Source organism: Streptomyces sp. CMB-StM0423 (assembly GCF_002847285.1).
GTDB lineage: Bacteria > Actinomycetota > Actinomycetes > Streptomycetales > Streptomycetaceae > Streptomyces.
On the sequence record NZ_CP025407.1, the window covers coordinates 1,391,511 to 1,409,572 of the forward strand.

Genomic DNA, 18,062 nt, shown 5'->3' on the forward strand with positions numbered 1-18,062 from the left:
ACATGGGGGATGCGGACCTGACCGCGATCGCGATCGACGCCGGCACCACCGTCGTGAAGGTCGTCGGCTACGGCCCGGACGGCGCGGAGCTGACGGTCGGCCGGCGCCCGACGCGGGTGACGCGGCCCCGGCCCGGCTGGGCCGAGCAGGACATGGCCGACGTGTGGGACGCGGTGGCCTCCGCCGTACGGGAGGTGGTCGCCGCGCTGCCCGCGCCGCCCGCGTTCGTCGCGGTGACCGGGCAGGGCGACGGGGCCTGGCTGATCGACGGCGCGGGCCGGCCCACCGGGCCCGCGGTGCTCTGGAACGACGGCCGCGCCGCCGGCATCGTCGGCGACTGGGAGCGGGACGGGACCGTGGACGAGGCGTTCCGCATCTGCGGCTCGCGGCTGTCGACGGGCATGCCGAACGCGGTGCTGGCGTGGCTGCGCGCGCACGACCCGGACCGCCTCGCCCGCTCCCGGCATCTGCTGACCTGCGGGGGCTGGCTGTTCTACCAGCTCACTGGACAGCCCGCCGTCGATGAGTCGGAGGCCGCCGCGCCGTTCCTGGACATCTCGCAACGCACCTGGTCGGACCGGCTGTTCGAGCTGTACGGGGTGGAGTGGGCCCGCGAGCTGCTGCCGCCGCTGCGCGACGACGCCCACCGCGTCACCCCGCTCGCCACCGCCGCCGGCGCCGAGACCGGACTGCCGGAGGGCATCCCCGTGGTGCTCGCCCCGTACGACATCTGCGCCACCGCGATCGGCTCGGGCGCGGTCAGCGCGGGCCGCGCGTGCACCATCCTCGGCACCACGCTCTCCACCGAGATCGTCATGGACGCACCCCCCGCCCCGGGCCCGTCGGACACCCCCGTGGGCATCACCGTCCCGCTCGGCGTCCCCGGCCACTACCTGCGTGCCTTCCCGACCATGAGCGGCGGCGACATGCTCGACTGGGGCGCCAAGCTCCTGGGTCTCGCCTCGGCCGCCGAGCTGATGGAGCTGGCCGAACGCGGCTCCGCGGACACCGCCGGGGTGCGGTTCATGCCGTACCTCTCCCCCGCCGGCGAGCGCGCCCCCTTCTTCGACCCGGCCGCCCGCGGCTCGCTGACCGGCCTGTCGCTGGACAGCGGCCGCGAGGACGTGGCGCGCGCGGTGGTGGAGGGGGTCACCCTGGCGATCCGCGACTGCCTCGCCGCCTCGCGCGCCGAGCCCGGCCTGCTGACGCTCAGCGGCGGCGGCACCCGCAGCGGGTTCTGGATGCGGCTGATCTCCGACGTCACGGGCATGCCGGTGGCGGTCCCGGCCGACACCGAGATCGGCGCCCGCGGCGCGTGGCTGACCGGCGCCGTCGCCACCGGCAGGGAGCCGGACTTCGCGACGGCGGCGGCGCACCAGGTGCGTATCGCGGCGTCGTACGAACCGGACCGCGCCCGCGCCGCGGACGGCCGCTACGCCGAGTTCCTGGAACTGCGCGAGCTGCACCGCCCGGTGTGGGCGCTGGGCCGGGAGCGTACGGCCGACGGGAACGGGTCCGCGCACTCCGGTGGAGCCGGCGCATGACCCACCCGGCTCCTGACGCCTGGCTCGGCATCGACCTGGGCACCCAGGGCGTCCGCGCGGTGGCCGCCGACTCCGCGGGGCACCTGCTCGGCGCGGGCACGGCCCCGCTGACCAGCGACCGGCGCGACGGCCGCCACGAGCAGGACCCGGACGAGTGGTGGCGCGCGGTCTGCGCCGCGGTCGGGCAGGCCCGCGCGGCGGGCGCGGACCCGCGCCGGATCCGGGCCGTGGCCGTCGACGCCACCTCCGGCACCGTCACCCTGACCGACCGCCGCGGGCACACCGTCACGCCCGCGCTGATGTACGACGACGGGCGTGCCGCCGCCGAGGCCGAGAAGGTCAACGAGGCCGGCGAGGCGCAGTGGACCCGGGCCGGCTACCGGCGGATGCAGCGCTCCTGGGGGCTGCCGAAGCTGCGCTGGCTGCTCGACCGGCATCCGCGGGCCGCCGCGGACGGCTGGCGGCTGGCGCACCAGAGCGACGTGGTCAACCGCCGGCTCGTCGGCCACGACGTACCGACCGACACCAGCAACGCGCTCAAGACCGGCGCCGACGCCGCCACCGTGACCTGGCCGGAGAAGGTCTTCGCGGACCTCGGCATCCCCGCGGAGGTGCTGCCGGGGCTGGTGCCGCCCGGGACCGTGCTCGGGGAGGTCTCGGCCGCCGCGGCGGCGGAGACCGGGCTGCTCGCGGGCACCCCGGTGGTCGCCGGGATGACCGACGGCTGCGCCGCCCAACTGGGCTCCGGGGCCACTGCGGTGGGGAGCTGGAACTCCGTCATGGGCACCACGCTGGTGCTCAAGGGCGTGACCGCGGACCTGGTCCACGACCCGGCGGGCGTCATGTACTCGCACCGCTCGCCCGCGGGCACCTGGCTGCCGGGCGGCGCGTCCAGCGTCGGGGCCGGGCTGGTGGCGCGGGAGTTCGCGGGCGCCGACCTGGACCGGCTGACGGCCGAGGCGGCGGAGCTGCTGCCGACGGGGCTGCTGCGCTATCCGCTGGTCTCGCCCGGGGAGCGGTTCCCGTTCGTCGCGCCCGACGCGACGGCGTTCCGCAGCCGGGAGGCGGCGGGCTCCGCCGAGGACTTCGCGGCGCTGCTGCAGGGGGCCGCGTACGTCGAGCGGCTCTGCTTCGACTACGCGGACCTGCTCGGCGCACCCGCCACCGGGGCCGTCGTCCTCACCGGCGGCGCGACCCGCAACCCGGTGTGGAACCAGCTCCGCGCCGACGTGCTGCGCCGCCCGGTGACGCTGCCGCGCCACGCGCAGCCGGCGCTCGGGATGGCCGTCCTGGCGGCCGCCGCCCTCGACGGCACCGACGGCGGCGGCACCGGCTCCGGCGACGCCGCCGGCAGTCCCGCCGCGGGCGGCGCCCTGGACCGCGCCGCCGCCGCGATGGTCCGGGCCGACCGCACCGTCGAGCCCCGCGACCCGTACCGATCCGCCCACGACGAGGGCTATGTCCGGCTCGTCGACCTGCTGGCCCGGCGCGGCTGGCTGCCCGAGGTCGTCGCGGCCCACGCACGAGAGAGGACCGCGTCATGAGCCTCAACGTCATCTTCGTCCGGCACGGGGAGAGCGTCTGGCACGGCGAGAACCGCTACGCCGGCGCCACCGACATCGACCTCACAGAACACGGCCGCGACCAGGCCGCCGCCCTCGCCGACTGGGCGGCGCAGGCGGGTCTGACGGCTGTGTGGTCCTCGCCGATGCTGCGCTGCCGGCAGACCGCGGCGGGCAGCGCAGCGGCCGCCGGACTGCCGCTGCACCTCGACCCGCGGCTGCGCGAGCTGGACTTCGGCGTCGCCGAGGGGCTGACCCGCGCCGAGATGCGCGAGCGGATGCCCGAGGCGGTGGCGTCGTTCGAGGCCGACCCGGTGGCCAGCCACTTCCCCGAGGGGGAGGATCCGGCGGCGGTCGTCGAGCGGTACGTCGCCTTCCTCGCCGACCTGCGCGCGGAGCACGACACCGGTGCGCGGGGCAACGGAGAACGGCGCAACGGCAAGAAGAGCGACGGCCGGATACTCGTCGTCGCCCACTCCACCGCCATCCGGCTCACCCTGTGCCGGCTGCTCGACCTGCCGCTGCGCGACTACCGCCGCCGCTTCCCCCACCTGGCCAACTGCGCCCTCAACGAGCTGGTCCTCAGCGACGGCACGCCCTCGCTGCTGACGCTGAACCGCCCCGTGACCCCCGGAGTCCCCGCGTGACCACCATCCTCGCCGCCGGCGACCACTTCGTCCGCAACGACCTGCTCCGCGACCGGCTCCGCCCGGTCGCCCCCGACGCCGACGTCCGCGAACTCACCCTGCCCTGGCCGGTCGAGCCGTTCGGCCCGGTGGCCGAGGTCCGGGAGGCGTCGGGCACGGAGGACCAGCTCATCGAGGCCCTGGCCGGTGCCGAGATCTGCGTGACGCAGATGGCGCCGCTCACCGAGCGGATCCTCGCCGCCAGCCCGGCCCTGCGGCTGTTCTGCGTCAGCCGCGGCGGCCCCGTCAACGCCAACCTCGAAGCCGCCACCCGCCACGGCGTCGCCGTCACCTACGCCCCCGGCCGCAACGCCACCGCCACCGCCGAGCACACCGTGGCCCTGATGCTGGCCGCCGCCCGCCGGATCCCCGCCACCCACGCGGACCTGGCGGCCGGCACCTGGCGCGGCGACTACTACCGCTACGAGGCCGTCGGCCCGGAGCTGGAGGGCAGCACGGTCGGCATCGTCGGCTACGGCGCCATCGGATCCCGCGTGGCCCGTATCGCCCGCGGCTTCGGCGCCCGCGTGCTCGTCGCCGACCCCTTCGCCGACGCGGCGGCCGTCGCGCCGGACGAACTGGTCGAGCTGCCCGAGCTGATGAACCGTTCCGCCTTCGTCACCGTGCACGCCCGCGCCACCCCGCAGACCGAGGGGCTGATCTCCCGCGAGCTGATCGGCCTCATGCCCGCCGGCGGCGTCCTCGTCAACTGCGCCCGCGGCTCCCTCGTCGACTACGACGCGGTCTGCGACGCCCTCGACGAAGGCCGGCTCTTCGGTGCCGCGTTCGACGTGTTCCCCGTCGAACCGCTGCCCGCTGACTCACGACTGCCCCGTACCCCGGGCGTCGTGATGACCCCCCACTTGGCCGGCGCCAGCCGCCAGACCGCCCACAACGCGGCCGGCATGGTCGCCACCGAGGTCGGCCACCACCTGGCCGGCCGGCCCCTGATCCACTGCGCGAATCCGGAAGTGCTCACCAGATGAACCCGTGGAAAGGAACCCGCATGCGCGGCAAGTACCGTACGGCCAGAGCGGCCGTCGTCGCCGGCATAGCCGTCCCCGCCCTCCTGCTCACCGCCGCCCCGGCAGGCTTCGCGGCCGCCACCGCACCCGCCGCCGCCCCCGCGGCCAAGCCGCTCCCGCCCAAGCTGCCCACCCACATCGAAGGCGGCGCGTGGCCGACGAGCCACGTCCAGGGTGTCACCGTCGACACCGAACGCGGCTTCGTCTACTGGTCGTTCACGCAGATGCTGGTCAAGACCGACCTCGAAGGCAACGTGATCGGCACCGTCGAGGGCCTCACCGGACACCTCGGCGACATCGACCTCAACGACCGCGACGGCCGCGTCTACGGCTCGCTGGAGTACAAGGCAGAAGAGGCGTTCTACATCGCCGTCTTCGACGTGGACAAGATCGACCGGGTCGGCATGAACGCCGAGTCCGACGGCGTGATGACCGCCGTCCACCTGGACGAGGTCGTCGAGGACTTCACCGCCGACATGAACGGCGACGGCGTCTTCGACGGCGACACCGCGAACACCCCCGACCACCGCTACGGTTGCTCCGGCATCGACGGCGTCTCCTTCGGCCCGGAGTTCGGCAAGCGCGGCGGGGTGCAGAAGCTGATGGTCGCGTACGGCGTGTACTCCAACACCACGCGCGCCGACAACGACCACCAGGTGGTCCTGGAGTACGACGTGCGCGACTGGCGCCGCTACGAGCGCCCGCTGTCGCAGGCAGACCCGCACCGCAGCGGCCCGAAGCGGACGGACGGCAAGTACTTCGCGTACACCGGCAACACCACCTACGGCGTGCAGAACCTCCAGTACGACCCGTACACCCGCAACTGGATCATGGCGGTCTACGACGGCGTGAAGGAGGGCTTCCCGAACTACTCGTTCTTCACCGTCGACGGCTCGAAGGAGCCGGTGCGCGGTGAGATCAAGGGCCAGGCGAAGCCCGAGAAGGGCAAGCTGCTCACGCTGCGCGACGCGGGCCTGAACGACCCGGAGACGGGTGTGCGCGGCTGGGAGTTCCACGGCAACTACGGCATCGACGCGCTGGGCGACGGCCGCTACTACGTCGCCGAGGGCCGGGCGGTGACCGAGGACGGCGTACGCAAGCAGGAGGGCGAGGTCTACCTCTACCGCTGGACGGGCGAGACCCCGACCCCGTTCGAGCGCGTCGAGGACTGACACGGGGCGCTCTCGCGCCTCCCGGGCCCGCACGTATCGGGGGCGGGCCCGGGGGGATCCCGGGCGTTACTGCCCGGTGGACTCACCGGCGGGCAGCAGCCGCAGGGAGACGGAGTTGATGCAGTAGCGCTGGTCGGTCGGCGTCGGATAGCCCTCGCCGCTGAAGACGTGGCCCAGGTGGGAGCCGCAGCGGGCGCAGCGCACCTCGGTACGGGCCATGCCCAGCGAGCGGTCCTCCAGCAGTTCGACGGCCTCGCTCTGCGCCGGGTCGTAGAAGCTCGGCCAGCCGCAGTGGCTCTCGAACTTCTCCGTGGAGCGGAACAGCTCCGCGCCGCAGGCCCGGCACTCGTAGACGCCCTCGGCCCTGGTGTCCGTGTACTCGCCGGTAAAAGCGGGCTCGGTGCCCGCCCGCCGCAGCACGCGGTACTCCTCGGGCGACAGCTCCGCGCGCCACTGCTCGTCCGGCTTGTCGACCTCGTATGTCATCTCAGCCCTCCAGTCGGGACAGGATCCGGGGTCCCAGCTCGGTGACGTCCCCTGCCCCCATGGTGAGAACGAGATCACCGGGCTTCGCCATTCCGGCGACCAGGCCCGGGACGGCGGCCATGTCGGGCGCGGAGGTGACGTCGGCGCCCTGCGCACGGGCAGCCTCGATGATGATGTCGCTGGTCACGCCGGGGATCGGTTCCTCGCGGGCGGGATAGATGCCGAGCACCAGGGAGGCGTCGGCGAGCGCGAGGGCCTGGCCCATCTCGGTGCCCAGCTCGCGGGTGCGCGAGAACAGGTGCGGCTGGAAGACGACGAGGATGCGGCCGGAGCGGCCGCCGTGGCCGTCGTCCGCGGCGGCCCGTACGGCCTCCAGGTCGGCGCTCATCTCGGTGGGGTGGTGCGCGTACGTGTCGACGACCCGCACGCCCCCCGCCGTGCCCTTCGGCTGCAGCCGCCGGCCGACGCCGGTGAAGAACGCCAGGGCGGGCGCCAGCTCCGCGGCGGGCACGCCGGCCGCGGCGCCCGCGGCCAGCGCCGCGACGGCGTTGTGAGCGTAGTGGCGGCCGGGGACGGAGACGCCGAAGGTGAGCTTCGCGCCGTCGAGCACCACGGTGACCTCGCTGGCCAGCCCCTTGGGGGTGACGGAGAGCACGCGCGCGTCGGCGTCGGGGGACTCGCCGTACGTCACGGTACGCACGCCGCTCCCGGCCAGCCGGCGGGTCAGCTCGCGGGCGCCGGGGTGGTCGGCGGAGACGACGAGGGTGCCGCCGGGGACGATGCGGGCGGCGAAGGTCTCGAAGGAGGCGTAGATCTCCTCCAGCGAGGCGTAGTTGGCGTGGTGGTCCAGCTCGACGTTGAGGACGATGGCGACCTCGGGCGCGTACTTGTGGAAGCTGCGGTCGCTCTCGTCCGCCTCGGCGACGAAGAGGTCGCCGGTGCCGTGGTGCGCGTTGGTGCCGGGGGCGTCGATGTCGCCCCCGATGGCGTACGACGGGTCGCGGCCGAGAGTGCGCAGGGCGACGGCGAGCATCGAGGTGGTCGTCGTCTTGCCGTGGGTGCCGGCCACCGCGATGGGACGCAGCCCGTCCATGACGGCGGCCAGCGCGTCGGAGCGGTGCACGACGGGCAGCCCGCGCGCGCGGGCGGCGGCCAGCTCGGGGTTGTCCTCGCGGATGGCGGAGGAGACGACGACGGCGCTGGCGCCGGGGTCCAGATGCCCGGCGGCGTGGCCGAGGTGCACGACGGCGCCCAGCTCGCGGAGCGCGGCGACGGTGCCGGACTCGCGGGCGTCGCTGCCGGCGACGGCGGCGCCGCGCTGGGCGAGGATCTTCGCGATGCCCGACATACCGGCGCCGCCGATGCCGACGAAGTGCGGACTCTCCAGCGTGGGCGGGATCCCCGGGGTCATGTGGTGGCGCCCTGCCTTCCTGGCGGGTTCGGGTGTGACGCGACGATTCTCGCACCCCGCACCGACAATCCGGTGCCACCGCCGGGGGCGGGCGGCACGTGGCCCCCGCCCCCGGCGCGCGGCCGTGTTCAGCCGTCGTGCGCGAACAGCTTCAACACCGGCACGCCGACCTTGTGCCGGGCCCGGGAGGCCCAGTCGCGGTGGAAGAACTCCTCCACCAGATGCGGCGCGGTGAGCACGATGACCTCGTCGGCCCGTGTCTGCTCCACGACGGACTTCAGCAGGTCGAGCGGGTGCCGGTCGACGATCTCGCCGACGGCCTCCGCCCCCTTCTCGCGCAGCGCCTTCAGGGAGTGCTCCAGGGCCAGCTTGGCGGTGGGCAGCGCCTCGTTCCCCTCCGGCTCGTCCGACTCGCGGACCGCGTCCTCCAGCTCTCCGAGGGCTACGTCGTCGAGCGCCCGCAACAGCACTCCCTGGTCTCCGCGGGGTTGCAGCAGCACGACGAAGCTGACGGGCTCCTGACCGTGGAGCGTGGTGACCATCTCCACATCCACGGGTGCGAGCGGCTTCTCGATCATCAGGACGGTGGTGAACACGATGAACGCCCTTCTTCCGCACAGGCACACAGACCACGTCAGAAACGATCCTGCCGACTTAGTCTGCCCCAGCGCGGCTAAGCGGAACGTGATATTCCGCAGATTGTCAGAACCGACGGTAACGCGTGAACAGGAAGCCGGCCTCCTCCATGACCGACTCCAGGCCGAGGCCCAGCGGCTCCGCCTCCGGGGCGGTGCCGTGCATGATCCGGGGCGCGTCTCCCAGCGCCACCCGGGGCGCCAGGGTCAGGCACAGCTCGTCGAGCACCCCCGCCCGGGCGAAGCGGCCCAGCGCCGATGGGCCGCCCTCCGTCAGCAGCCGCCGGTGCCCGCGTTCCGCGAGCGCGGCGACGGCCGCCGCCGGTTCAGCGCCCCGGCCCTCTCCCGCGACCACGACCTCCGCCCCGGCCGCCCGGGCCGCGGCCACCCGCTCTTCCGGCGCCTGCGCGCCCGTGAGCAGCAGCGTCGGCACGGCCGGTGCAGTGAAGAGCGGCAGCGAGAAGTCCAGGTCGAAGGAGGCGGTGAGGACCGCGACGGGCGGCGCGGGGGTCTGGCCGGCCGCGGCCCTACGGGCGGCGAACGCCTCGCGGACGCGGGCCGGCCGGTACCCCTCCAGGCGTACCGTTTCTGCACCCACGACCACCACGTCGGCCAGCGCGCGCAGCACGCCGAAGAGGCGCATGTCCGCTGGGGACGACAGCGGCTGGGAGCGCCCGTCGAAGGACGCGGCGCCGTCGATGGAGCTGACCATGTTGGCCCGTAGCCAGACACCGTCCCCCGGGGGGTATGCATAGGCGTCCGCGAGCTCGTCCAGGGACCACTCGCGGTCGGCGAGGGCGGACGGATCTGCGGGTACGGGCAGCAGGCGACGCATATGCGGCAGTGTGGCATGACGTACTGGTGTACGGCTTGCCGAGGAGTCGACCGTACAGTGAGAACGTGTCCCCTTCCGCCTCCGCCTCCACCGCCGACACGCCCGGCGGCATAGCCCCCGGCGCCCTCGCCGGCCGCGAGCCGCGCGTGCCCGCCGAACGGCTGGTCGCCGAGCTGGTGCCGCCGCCGCGCTTCGACGCGGTGCGCTTCTCGACCTACGTGCCGGACCCGGCCCGCCCCAGCCAGGCGGAGGCCGTACGCGCCCTCGCCGCCTTCGCCGCCGGGCTCGGCGGCGGCGCCACCGCGGTGGGCGGCCGGCGGCCCTGGTGGCGGCGGGCGCCGAAGGAGCCGGCCGGGCCGCGCGGGGTGTATCTGGACGGCGGCTTCGGCGTCGGCAAGACGCACCTGCTGGCCTCGCTCTGGCACGCCACCGAGGCGGCGCCCGAGCTGAAGGGCTTCTGCACCTTCGTCGAGCTGACGAACCTGGTGGGCGCGCTGGGCTTCCAGCAGACGCTACGCACCCTCGGGGACCACCGACTGCTGTGCATCGACGAGTTCGAGCTGGACGACCCCGGCGACACCGTGCTGGTCTCCAGCCTCCTCGGCAAGCTCGTCGACTCCGGCGTCGCGCTGGCCGCCACCTCCAACACCCTGCCTGGCAAGCTGGGCGAGGGCCGCTTCGCCGCCGCCGACTTCCTGCGCGAGATACAGGGCCTGGCGGACCGCTTCCGCCCCCTGCGCATCGACGGCGACGACTACCGCCACCGGGGCCTGCCCGCCGCCCCCGCCCCGCTGACCGACGCGGCCGTCACCCGCGCCGCCCACACCGTCCCCGGCGCCACGCTCGACGCCTTCCCCGACCTCCTCGGCCACCTCGCGCGGGTCCATCCCAGCCGCTACGGCGCGCTGACCGACGGCGTACGCACCGTCTGCCTGACCGGCGTGCGGCCGGTGGCCGACGAGGCGACGGCGCTGCGGCTCGTGGTGCTCGCGGACCGGCTGTACGACCGGGAGATACCCGTGCTCGCCTCCGGCGTGCCGTTCGGCCGGCTCTTCGGCGACGACATGCTCGCCGGCGGGTACCGCAAGAAGTACTTTCGCGCGATATCCCGGCTCACCGCCCTGGCCCGCGACGCCCGCGCTGACGTGGACGAACGGGACACCCCGGACGGCTCCGCGACGGCCGGCGGCAGCGACGGCACACCGCCGCCACAGGAGTAGACCCTTCACACACCTCTCACCTGGTTCACTTTCAGTTCACCGAGTGGTACACACGGTCGGGTCACCGTTTTCCTGTCCGTCAGCAGGGAGTTGGTCTTTCCGCATGGCTGCATCACGACGTGAGGTTCTCGCCCGCACCGGCGCGCTGGGCGCCGGCATCGCCTTCACCGGAAGCGTCTCCGAGCTGTACGCCGGCACCGCCGCCGCGCACGCCCCGCAGGACGCCGGCTACGGCCCGCTCGTCCCCGACCCCAACGGCCTCCTGGACCTCCCCGAGGGCTTCGAGTACCGGGTGCTCTCCCGCGAGGGCGACCAACTGCTCTCCGGCGAGGGCGCCGTGCCCAGCAACCACGACGGCATGGCCGCCTTCCGCGCCCGCGGCGGCGACGTGCGGCTCGTCCGCAACCACGAGAACCGCCCCACCGCACCCCACCGCGTCCCCGCGATCGACGGCCTGACGTACGACCCGATGGGCATGGGCGGCTGCACCGTGCTGGAGGTCGACCGGGACGGCGAACTGGAGGGCGAGCGTGTCGGCATCGCCGGCACCGCGGTCAACTGCGCCGGCGGGCCCAGCCTCTGGGGCACCTGGCTGACCTGCGAGGAGACCGAGGACAAGGCCGGCACCAACGGGTACACCAAGGACCACGGCTTCATCTTCGAGGTCGACCCCGTCGACCCGCACGAGAGCGGCGCGGAGCCGCTCACCGCGATGGGGCGCTTCCAGCACGAGGCCGTCGCCTTCGACCCGTCCAACGGCGTCGTCTACGAGACGGAGGACGCCTTCCAGCACCCGTTCGGGCTGTTCTACCGCTTCCTGCCGAAGAAGCCCAAGGGCGGCCTCGGCTCCCTGCGGGCCGGCGGCGAGCTGCAGGCCATGCGGGTGCCGGACGTGCCGGACCTGTCGGTGGTCGAGGAGATCGGCACCACGTTCGACAACGTCGAGTGGATCGAGGTCCCCGACCCGCTGGCGGCGAAGACCCCGATCCGCCACCAGGACTTCGGGCGCCCCATGTCGCACGCGCAGAAGCTGGAGGGCTGCTACTGGGGCGGCAACTCCGTGTACTTCGTCTCCAGCTTCGCCAAGTCCTCCGAGGGCTCGGGCGGCGACCACTTCGGCCAGGTGTGGCGCTACACCCCGCGGACCAACGAGCTGAAGCTCGTCATCCGCTTCGGCCCCGACCACGGCGTCGACACCCCCGGCGAGTCCCCCGACAACATCGCCCTGTCGCCGTCCGGCGGGCTGTTCCTCTGCGAGGACGGCGGCGGCGAGCAGCACGTGTACGGCGTCTCGCGGCGCGGCGAGGTCTTCGCGGTGGCGCGCAACCGGCAGAACACGGGCAGCGCGGAGGACCCGGAGTACGGCGAGTTCGCCGGCGTCACCTTCTCGCCGAACGGCCGGACGATGTACGTGAACTGCTACGCGCCCGGCACCACGTTCGCCATCACCGGCCGCTGGCGGTAGCCCGCCCGGCGCGTACGCGCGCGCAAGGCCGCATCGGCACGGCGCCCGGCGCCGGCCCGGCGGAGGACCGGTTCACCCGGTTCGCCGCCCGGGCCGGCGCCGCGGCGTGTCGTAGCCCGTTCACCCGGGCGCTCGCTCCGGCGCGCGCGCCCCCGGAAGCGCTCTTACGCTCCCCGCATGATCGACTTCCGGCGCCCGCGCCCCGCCCGCGCGGCCCTCGTCGCGCTGCTCGCCCTCTTCCTCCCGGCGTGCGCCCAGCCGTCCGCACCCTCCGCCCCCTCGGCACCGGTCGGCGCGCCCGCCGCCCGGGAGCACAGCGACCACCCGGCCGCGTACGGGACGGCGCGACCGCAGAAGGAACCGGAGGGCGGGACCCGGGGCGAGACCCGGCGCGAGGCGCGCGGCGGGGCACGGGGGAAGGCGCGGGGGGAGGCCAAGGCGGCCCGCGCGGGGCTCGCGCCGGTGTGGCGGCACGGCGCGCGCCGGGGCGCGCTCGGCAAGCGCGTCGCACTCACCTTCGACGCCGACATGATGGCCGACCAGCACGACCGCGCCGACGCCGGCGAGCAGTTCGACAACCCCGGGCTCATCGCCGCGCTACGGCGACTGAAGGTGCCCGCGACCGTCTTCATGACCGGCACCTGGGCCGCCCGCTACCCGGACCAGGCCCGCGCCATCGGGCGCGACCCGCTGTTCGAGGTGGCCAACCACTCCTACAGCCACCGCGCCTTCGCCACCCCCTGCTACGGCCTGCCCGAGGTCGACCCCGGCACCATGCGCGCCGAGGTCGAGCGGACCTTCGCCGAGCTGCGCCGCGCGGGCGTGCCCGCGCCCGCGCCGTACTTCCGCTTCCCCGGCGGCTGTTACGACGACACGGCGCTGCGCGCCCTCGCCCCGACGGGGGTGACCGCCGTGCAGTGGGACGTCCCCAGCGGCGACGCGTTCGCCACCGACCCGGGCGCGGTGGCGGAGGAGGTGCTGACACGGGTGCGGCCGGGGTCGGTGGTGGTCCTGCACGTCACGCGCAGCGCGGCGCCGGTCACGGAGCAGGCGGTGCGCGAGATCGTGCCGGAGCTGCGCCGGCGCGGCTACGGCTTCGCCAAGGTCTCCGAGCTGATGGCGGCGCGCTGAGGCCCGTACGGGACACGCCGCGGCGGCACCGGAACCTTCGCCTCCGCCGCGGCGCACCGGGTCACCCGGTGGGCGCCCCCGCGCCGGTCTCGCTCGGCCGCACCACGACGAAGCCCTCGCCGTCCAGCCGGAGCTGCATGACCTCGCCGGAGCCGCCGCGGATCATCGACCCGAAGCTCTGCGAGCGGTGCAGCCCCGTCTGGAGCTGGGTGCTCCAGCCGACGACGGCGTCGGTGTCGACGAAGACCGGGTAGCCCGGCGAGACGGGGATGACGATCGGGGTGCCGTCGCAGACCACGCCCAGCCGGCCCTGGCCGGTGAACACGCTGTTGAACAGCCCGCCGCCCGCCATGCCCGCGCCCTTGACCACCTTGATGTCGTACGACAGCGTCGAGTCGAAGCACAGCACGTTGCGCCCGTTGAGCGTGAGGCTGTCGTTCGGCTGGTCGAAGTCCAGGATGAAGCAGTTGGCCGCGCTCAGCGCGAACCAGCACTCGCCCTGCCCCTTCACCGACATGAGCGCCAGGCCCTCGCCGGTGACCGCGCGCTTGAGGAACTGCCCCGCCCCCTGGCCCTTCTTCTCGAACTGCAGATTGCCCCTGTAGGCGATCATCGCGCCCTGCCGGGCCAGGCACTCGCCGTTGACGGCGTACTTGATCGACTTGGCGTTCTGCAGAGTCATGCCGACCTGCGTCGCAGGCTCGGCCATGTTTTCCTTAGCGAACAAATCACTGCGCATACGGGCATGATCCGCCGGAATCCCTCCCTCCGCCAAGCAGGCTGCGCCCCTGGCACACTTGATCGTGTGACCAGCGCCGAGACCAGCCCCTTCCCGCACGAGGCGGTGAGCCGCGACGACCTGCCGCAGTTCGTCCTCCCCCTCGTCGTACGCATCGAGCGCACCGGCCCGCCCACGCGCACCGACGCCCTGGAGACGGCGGCGCGGGCGGTGCTGGTCCTGCTGGCGGACGAGCGCTCCGCGGGCGAGGGCCGGTGGGCCCGGGCGGTACAGGACTGGCAGGACGCCCGGATCCGCAAGGTGGTGCGGCGCGCGCGGGGCGCGGAGTGGCGCCGGGCGGAGGCGCTGCCGGGGATCACGGTGACCTCGGCGGCCGGCGGGGCCGCGGAGCACGGCGCGGGCACCGCGGGGAGCCCGGCCGGGACGGCCGGCGCCGCCGAGGTGCGGGTCTTCCCGCCCGTACCGCTCGACGGCTGGCCCAAGGACCTCGCCCGGCTCCAGGTCTCCGGCACCGACCTCGACGACCCCGGGCCCCCTCCCCCGCCCCCGCCGGGGGTCCCGGTGCTGTGGCTGGCGCCGAGGCTCGGCATGACTGCGGGCAAGGCGATGGCGCAGGCGGGCCACGGCGCCCAACTCGCCTGGTGGGAGCTGTCCGGCGCGGAGCGCGCGGCCTGGCGCGCCGCCGGCTTCCCCCTCGCCGTCCGCACGCCCGCACCGGAGCGCTGGGCGGAGCTGGTCGCGAGCGGGCTGCCGGTGGTCAGGGACGCCGGGTACACGGAGATCGCCGCGGGCAGTTGCACGGTCGTCGCCGACCACCCCGCGCTGCGTACCGGCTGACCCGCGGCCGTACGGGCACGCGCGCGCGGGACGCACATCGCGGTGCACGCGCGCGTAGGGGCACGGGTGCGGCCGACTGCGCCTACTCCGTCGCCACCCGCACGCCCAGCGCCACCAGCGTGCCGCCGAGCAGCGTCTCCTGGATCCGGCGGGCCCGGCGGGAGCGCAGCAGATGGCGCACGCGCCCGACCGCGAGCGCTGTCAGCCCGAGCCCCGACATGCTGAACAGCACCGCCACCGCGGCCAGCGCGAGCGCGACCGGCACGGCCGTCCCCGGCCGGTCGTCCGGCATGAACTGCGGCAGGCTGGCCATGAAGAACAGCGTGGCCTTGGGGTTGGTCAGGTTGGTGAGGAGCCCCTGCACGAACGGCGTGCCCCGGCCGCGCCCCGCCGGACCGCCCGCCTCCTCCTGCCCGGCCGCCGGCGCGGGCGCCGGGTCCTCGCGCCGCGCCCGCCACGCGGCCCAGAGGCTGCGCGCGCCGAGGTAGCACAGCAGCGCCGCGCCGCAGAACTTGACGATCTCGAACGCCACCGCGCTGCGGAGCAGCAGCCCGGCGAGGCCGAAGGCGACCGCGACGGCGTGCACGAAGAGCCCCGCCGCGCAGCCGAGCGCGGTCTGCAGCCCGGCGCCGCGGCCGCCGTTGACGGCGCTGCGGATGACCACCGCGGTGTCGAGGCCGGGGGTCAGGGTGATGAGCAGGCACAGTCCAAGGTACGAAGCGAAGTCCGCCATGGCACCGCATCCTCCGCCACACGCGGCACGGCTGTCAGCCCGACACCGCGATTCCCGCCGAGCGGGGCCGGGCACGCGCACGCCGAACGGCGTGCGCGGCCCGTACGTCCGGGAAACCCGGCCGCCGTCCGTCAGCCGCCGTCGGTCTCCCGCGCGTCCTCCGCGACGGCCACCGCCGCCTTGCGCGCCGCGACCAGCACCGGGTCCCACACCGGCGAGAACGGCGGCGCGTACCCCAGGTCCAGCGCCGTCATCTGCTCCACCGTCATGCCCGCCGTCAGCGCCACCGCCGCGATGTCCACGCGCTTGCCCGCACCCTCGCGGCCGACGATCTGCACGCCGAGCAGCCGCCCCGTGCGCCGCTCCGCGAGCATCTTCACGTGCATCGGCGCGGCCCGCGGGTAGTAACCGGCGCGGCTGGTCGACCGGATGGTCACCGTCACGTACTGCAGGCCCACCTCGCGCGCCTGCGTCTCCAGCAGACCCGTACGCGCGATCTCCAGATCGCACACCTTGCTGACGGCCGTGCCGACGACGCCGGGGAACGTGCCGAAGCCGCCGCCGACGTTGCGGCCGATGACCTGCCCGTGCTTGTTGGCGTGCGTGCCGAGCGGGATGTACCGCTCGCGGCCCGACACCAGGTCGAGCACCTCGACGCAGTCGCCGCCCGCCCACACGTTCTCCTGCCCCCGCACCCGCATCGCCAGGTCCGTCAGCAGCCCGCCGGACTCGCCCAGCGGCAGCCCCGCGTCCCGCGCGAGCCCGGTCTCCGGGCGCACCCCCAGGCCCAGCACGACGACGTCCGCCGGATACTCGCCGTGCGCCGTGGCCACGCCGCGCACCTCGCCGTCCGTGCCGGTGAGGATCTCGGTGACCTCGGCGCCGGTGACGATCCCGATGCCGTTGCCGTTCATCGCCTCGTGCACCAGGGTGCCCATGTCGGGATCGAGGGTGTTCATGGGCTGTTCGGCGCGCTCCAGCACGGTGACGTGGAGCCCGCGGTGGCAGAACGCCTCCGCCATCTCCACCCCGATGTACCCGGCGCCCACCACGACCGCGTGCCGCACCTGCTGCTTCTGCAGCCGGTCCAGCAGTTCCTGGCCGTCGTCCAGGCTCTGCACCCCGTGCACCCCGGGAGCGTCGATGCCCGGCAGCGGCGGGCGCAGCGGCCGGGCGCCGGTGGCGACGACGAGGTGGTCGAAGCCGTGCCAGCGCTCCTGCGCGCCGCCCTCCTCGTCGAGGGCGCGGGTGCGGACGCACTGCCGGTCGAGGTCGATCTCGGTGACCTCGGTACGCATCCGCAGGTCGATGCCGCGCGCCCGGTGCTCCTCCGGGGTACGGGCGATGAGCTGGTCCCGCTCGGGGACCTCGCCGCCGACCCAGTACGGAATCCCGCAGGCCGAGTACGACGTGAACCGGCCGCGCTCGAACGCGGTGATCTCCAGCTCGTCCGGCGTCCGCATCCGGCGCGCCTGCGATGCGGCGGACATGCCCGCCGCATCGCCGCCGATGACCACCATCCGCTGCTTGGCCCCCATGACGCTCCCTTTCGCCGCCGTGAAGGACACGCTACGACGGGTTACTCGGGCTCGCCGCCCTGGGGTGTCGGCTGCCCGGGGAACGGGCTGGGCGGCGGGGTGACGTGCCGCCGCGGCAGCCGGCCGCGCAGCCACCGCCAGGCCAGGGCGAGCAGGACGAGGAGCGCGGCGAAGGGCAGCGACGCGGAGACGGCTATCAGCACCCCGCGCAGCCCGGTGACGAAGGCGTCCCAGCCGCCGGCCAGGGCTTCGGTGACGCTGGTGCCGTCGTCCTCGTCCGCCGGGGGTGCGGCGGCCGGCCGGCGCAGCTCCAGGGTGATCGTGCCGAGCTCGGTGCGCTCCTTCAGCGAGGACTGCTGGGCGAGGAGCGCTTCCAGGTCGGCCTGGCGGGTGCCGAGTTCCCCCTCCAGGGTGACGACGTCAGCGAGTTTCGTGGCATCGTCCATCAGGTCCCTGATGCGCGCGACGCTCGCGCGCTGGGACCGCACCCGGCTGTCGACGTCCACGACCTCGTCGGTGACGTCCTTCACCTCCACGTCCCGGTTGACGACGCGGCCCAGCTCGGCGAGGTCGCCGAGGACGGCGTCGTACTCCGCGGCAGGCACCCGCAGGGTGAGCCGGGCGCGGGCGGGGGCGCCGGGCTCCTGGCTGGTCGACTCGTCGCCGACGTAGCCGCCGGCGCCCTCGGCGAGCGTGCGGGCGGAGTCGGCGGCTCCGGCCAGGTCCTTGGTGCGTACGGTGATCGCGGCGGTGCGGACGAGGGCCTGCGGCGCGAGGGTGACGCCCTCGGCGGCGGTGGCGCCGCCGCGGGGGGCGCGCGAGTCGGCGGAGTCACCGGCGCCGCCGGCGTCGGCGCCGCCGCCCTCGCGCGGTGCCGCCCCCTGCGCCTTGGCGTCGGCCCGGGCGGAGCCGGCTTCGGCGGAGTCCGCGTCCCCCCCGCTGTCGGTGCAGCCGCCGACGGCGAGCACGGCGGCGAGCAGCGCGGCGGCGAGCGCGGGTCTGGTCCTGATACGTGCGGGCATCGTCGAACCCCCCAGGTGTCG

The 18,062-nt window shown here is 74.7% G+C and carries 17 protein-coding genes; 9 read left to right on the forward strand and 8 right to left on the reverse strand.

Annotated features, from left to right (window positions below):
- Positions 1–2: 2 nt before the first annotated feature.
- Genes CXR04_RS05870 through CXR04_RS05890 form a run of 5 tightly spaced genes read left to right on the forward strand, consistent with a single transcriptional unit; the run spans position 3 to position 5,989 of the window.
- A complete protein-coding gene (locus CXR04_RS05870) occupies positions 3–1,544 on the forward strand; it encodes an FGGY-family carbohydrate kinase (RefSeq protein ID WP_101420822.1) in 1,542 nt (513 codons plus the stop codon).
- Positions 1,541–3,088 carry an FGGY-family carbohydrate kinase gene (locus tag CXR04_RS05875; protein ID WP_101420823.1) on the forward strand — a complete coding sequence of 516 codons (1,548 nt, stop codon included), beginning with the start codon at positions 1,541–1,543 and terminating at the stop codon, positions 3,086–3,088. The genes CXR04_RS05870 and CXR04_RS05875 overlap by 4 nt, the downstream gene beginning before the upstream one ends.
- Positions 3,085–3,753 (forward strand): histidine phosphatase family protein, encoded by a 669-nt coding sequence (locus CXR04_RS05880; protein WP_101420824.1) that lies wholly within the window; start codon positions 3,085–3,087, stop codon positions 3,751–3,753. The genes CXR04_RS05875 and CXR04_RS05880 overlap by 4 nt, the downstream gene beginning before the upstream one ends.
- On the forward strand, positions 3,750–4,778 hold the full coding sequence (locus CXR04_RS05885) for a 2-hydroxyacid dehydrogenase (RefSeq protein WP_101420825.1): 1,029 nt from the start codon (positions 3,750–3,752) through the stop codon (positions 4,776–4,778). The genes CXR04_RS05880 and CXR04_RS05885 overlap by 4 nt, the downstream gene beginning before the upstream one ends.
- A gap of 20 nt (positions 4,779–4,798) precedes the next feature.
- Positions 4,799–5,989: a hypothetical protein gene (locus tag CXR04_RS05890; RefSeq protein WP_101420826.1), complete on the forward strand. Its 1,191-nt coding sequence runs from the start codon at positions 4,799–4,801 to the stop codon at positions 5,987–5,989.
- A 66-nt stretch (positions 5,990–6,055) separates the two neighbouring features.
- Here the strand turns inward: CXR04_RS05890 and msrB are convergent, their stop codons facing one another.
- The 4 genes from msrB to CXR04_RS05910 form a co-directional block, all read right to left on the reverse strand.
- Positions 6,056–6,475, reverse strand: coding sequence for a peptide-methionine (R)-S-oxide reductase MsrB (gene msrB / locus CXR04_RS05895; protein ID WP_101420827.1), 420 nt, complete (start codon positions 6,473–6,475; stop codon positions 6,056–6,058).
- 1 nt (position 6,476) lies between these two features.
- Complete coding sequence (gene murC, locus CXR04_RS05900; RefSeq protein WP_101420828.1) at positions 6,477–7,886, reverse strand: UDP-N-acetylmuramate--L-alanine ligase; 1,410 nt, start codon at positions 7,884–7,886, stop codon at positions 6,477–6,479.
- A 128-nt stretch (positions 7,887–8,014) separates the two neighbouring features.
- Positions 8,015–8,482 (reverse strand): indole-3-glycerol phosphate synthase, encoded by a 468-nt coding sequence (locus CXR04_RS05905; RefSeq protein ID WP_101420829.1) that lies wholly within the window; start codon positions 8,480–8,482, stop codon positions 8,015–8,017.
- A 106-nt stretch (positions 8,483–8,588) separates the two neighbouring features.
- Positions 8,589–9,356, reverse strand: coding sequence for a pyrimidine reductase family protein (locus CXR04_RS05910; protein ID WP_101420830.1), 768 nt, complete (start codon positions 9,354–9,356; stop codon positions 8,589–8,591).
- 65 nt (positions 9,357–9,421) lie between these two features.
- On the opposite strand from CXR04_RS05910, the gene zapE reads away from it, so the two are divergent.
- The 3 genes from zapE (at position 9,422) to CXR04_RS05925 (ending at position 13,172) form a co-directional block, all read left to right on the forward strand.
- The gene (gene zapE / locus CXR04_RS05915; RefSeq protein ID WP_101420831.1) at positions 9,422–10,576 is read left to right on the forward strand and encodes a cell division protein ZapE; all 1,155 of its coding nucleotides are present in this window, start codon (positions 9,422–9,424) and stop codon (positions 10,574–10,576) included.
- A 103-nt stretch (positions 10,577–10,679) separates the two neighbouring features.
- A complete protein-coding gene (locus CXR04_RS05920) occupies positions 10,680–12,041 on the forward strand; it encodes an alkaline phosphatase PhoX (protein ID WP_101420832.1) in 1,362 nt (453 codons plus the stop codon).
- Positions 12,042–12,218: 177 nt separating this feature from the next.
- Positions 12,219–13,172 carry a polysaccharide deacetylase family protein gene (locus CXR04_RS05925; RefSeq protein ID WP_101420833.1) on the forward strand — a complete coding sequence of 318 codons (954 nt, stop codon included), beginning with the start codon at positions 12,219–12,221 and terminating at the stop codon, positions 13,170–13,172.
- Between the two features lie 61 nt (positions 13,173–13,233).
- On the opposite strand, the gene CXR04_RS05930 is transcribed toward CXR04_RS05925, so the two are convergent.
- Positions 13,234–13,911 (reverse strand): AIM24 family protein, encoded by a 678-nt coding sequence (locus tag CXR04_RS05930; protein ID WP_047018657.1) that lies wholly within the window; start codon positions 13,909–13,911, stop codon positions 13,234–13,236.
- A 6-nt stretch (positions 13,912–13,917) separates the two neighbouring features.
- Here CXR04_RS05930 and CXR04_RS05935 point away from each other — a divergent pair, with 6 nt between their 5' ends.
- Positions 13,918–14,748, forward strand: coding sequence for a peptidyl-tRNA hydrolase (locus tag CXR04_RS05935; protein ID WP_107497100.1), 831 nt, complete (start codon positions 13,918–13,920; stop codon positions 14,746–14,748).
- 82 nt (positions 14,749–14,830) lie between these two features.
- On the opposite strand, the gene CXR04_RS05940 is transcribed toward CXR04_RS05935, so the two are convergent.
- From CXR04_RS05940 to CXR04_RS05950, 3 genes are all read right to left on the reverse strand, one after another.
- Positions 14,831–15,481 carry a LysE family translocator gene (locus CXR04_RS05940; protein WP_101420835.1) on the reverse strand — a complete coding sequence of 217 codons (651 nt, stop codon included), beginning with the start codon at positions 15,479–15,481 and terminating at the stop codon, positions 14,831–14,833.
- Between the two features lie 131 nt (positions 15,482–15,612).
- Positions 15,613–17,019, reverse strand: a complete 1,407-nt coding sequence (locus CXR04_RS05945; protein WP_101420836.1) for an FAD-dependent oxidoreductase — start codon at positions 17,017–17,019, stop codon at positions 15,613–15,615.
- Between the two features lie 41 nt (positions 17,020–17,060).
- Positions 17,061–18,041, reverse strand: coding sequence for a DUF4349 domain-containing protein (locus tag CXR04_RS05950; RefSeq protein WP_101420837.1), 981 nt, complete (start codon positions 18,039–18,041; stop codon positions 17,061–17,063).
- Positions 18,042–18,062 lie beyond the last annotated feature (21 nt).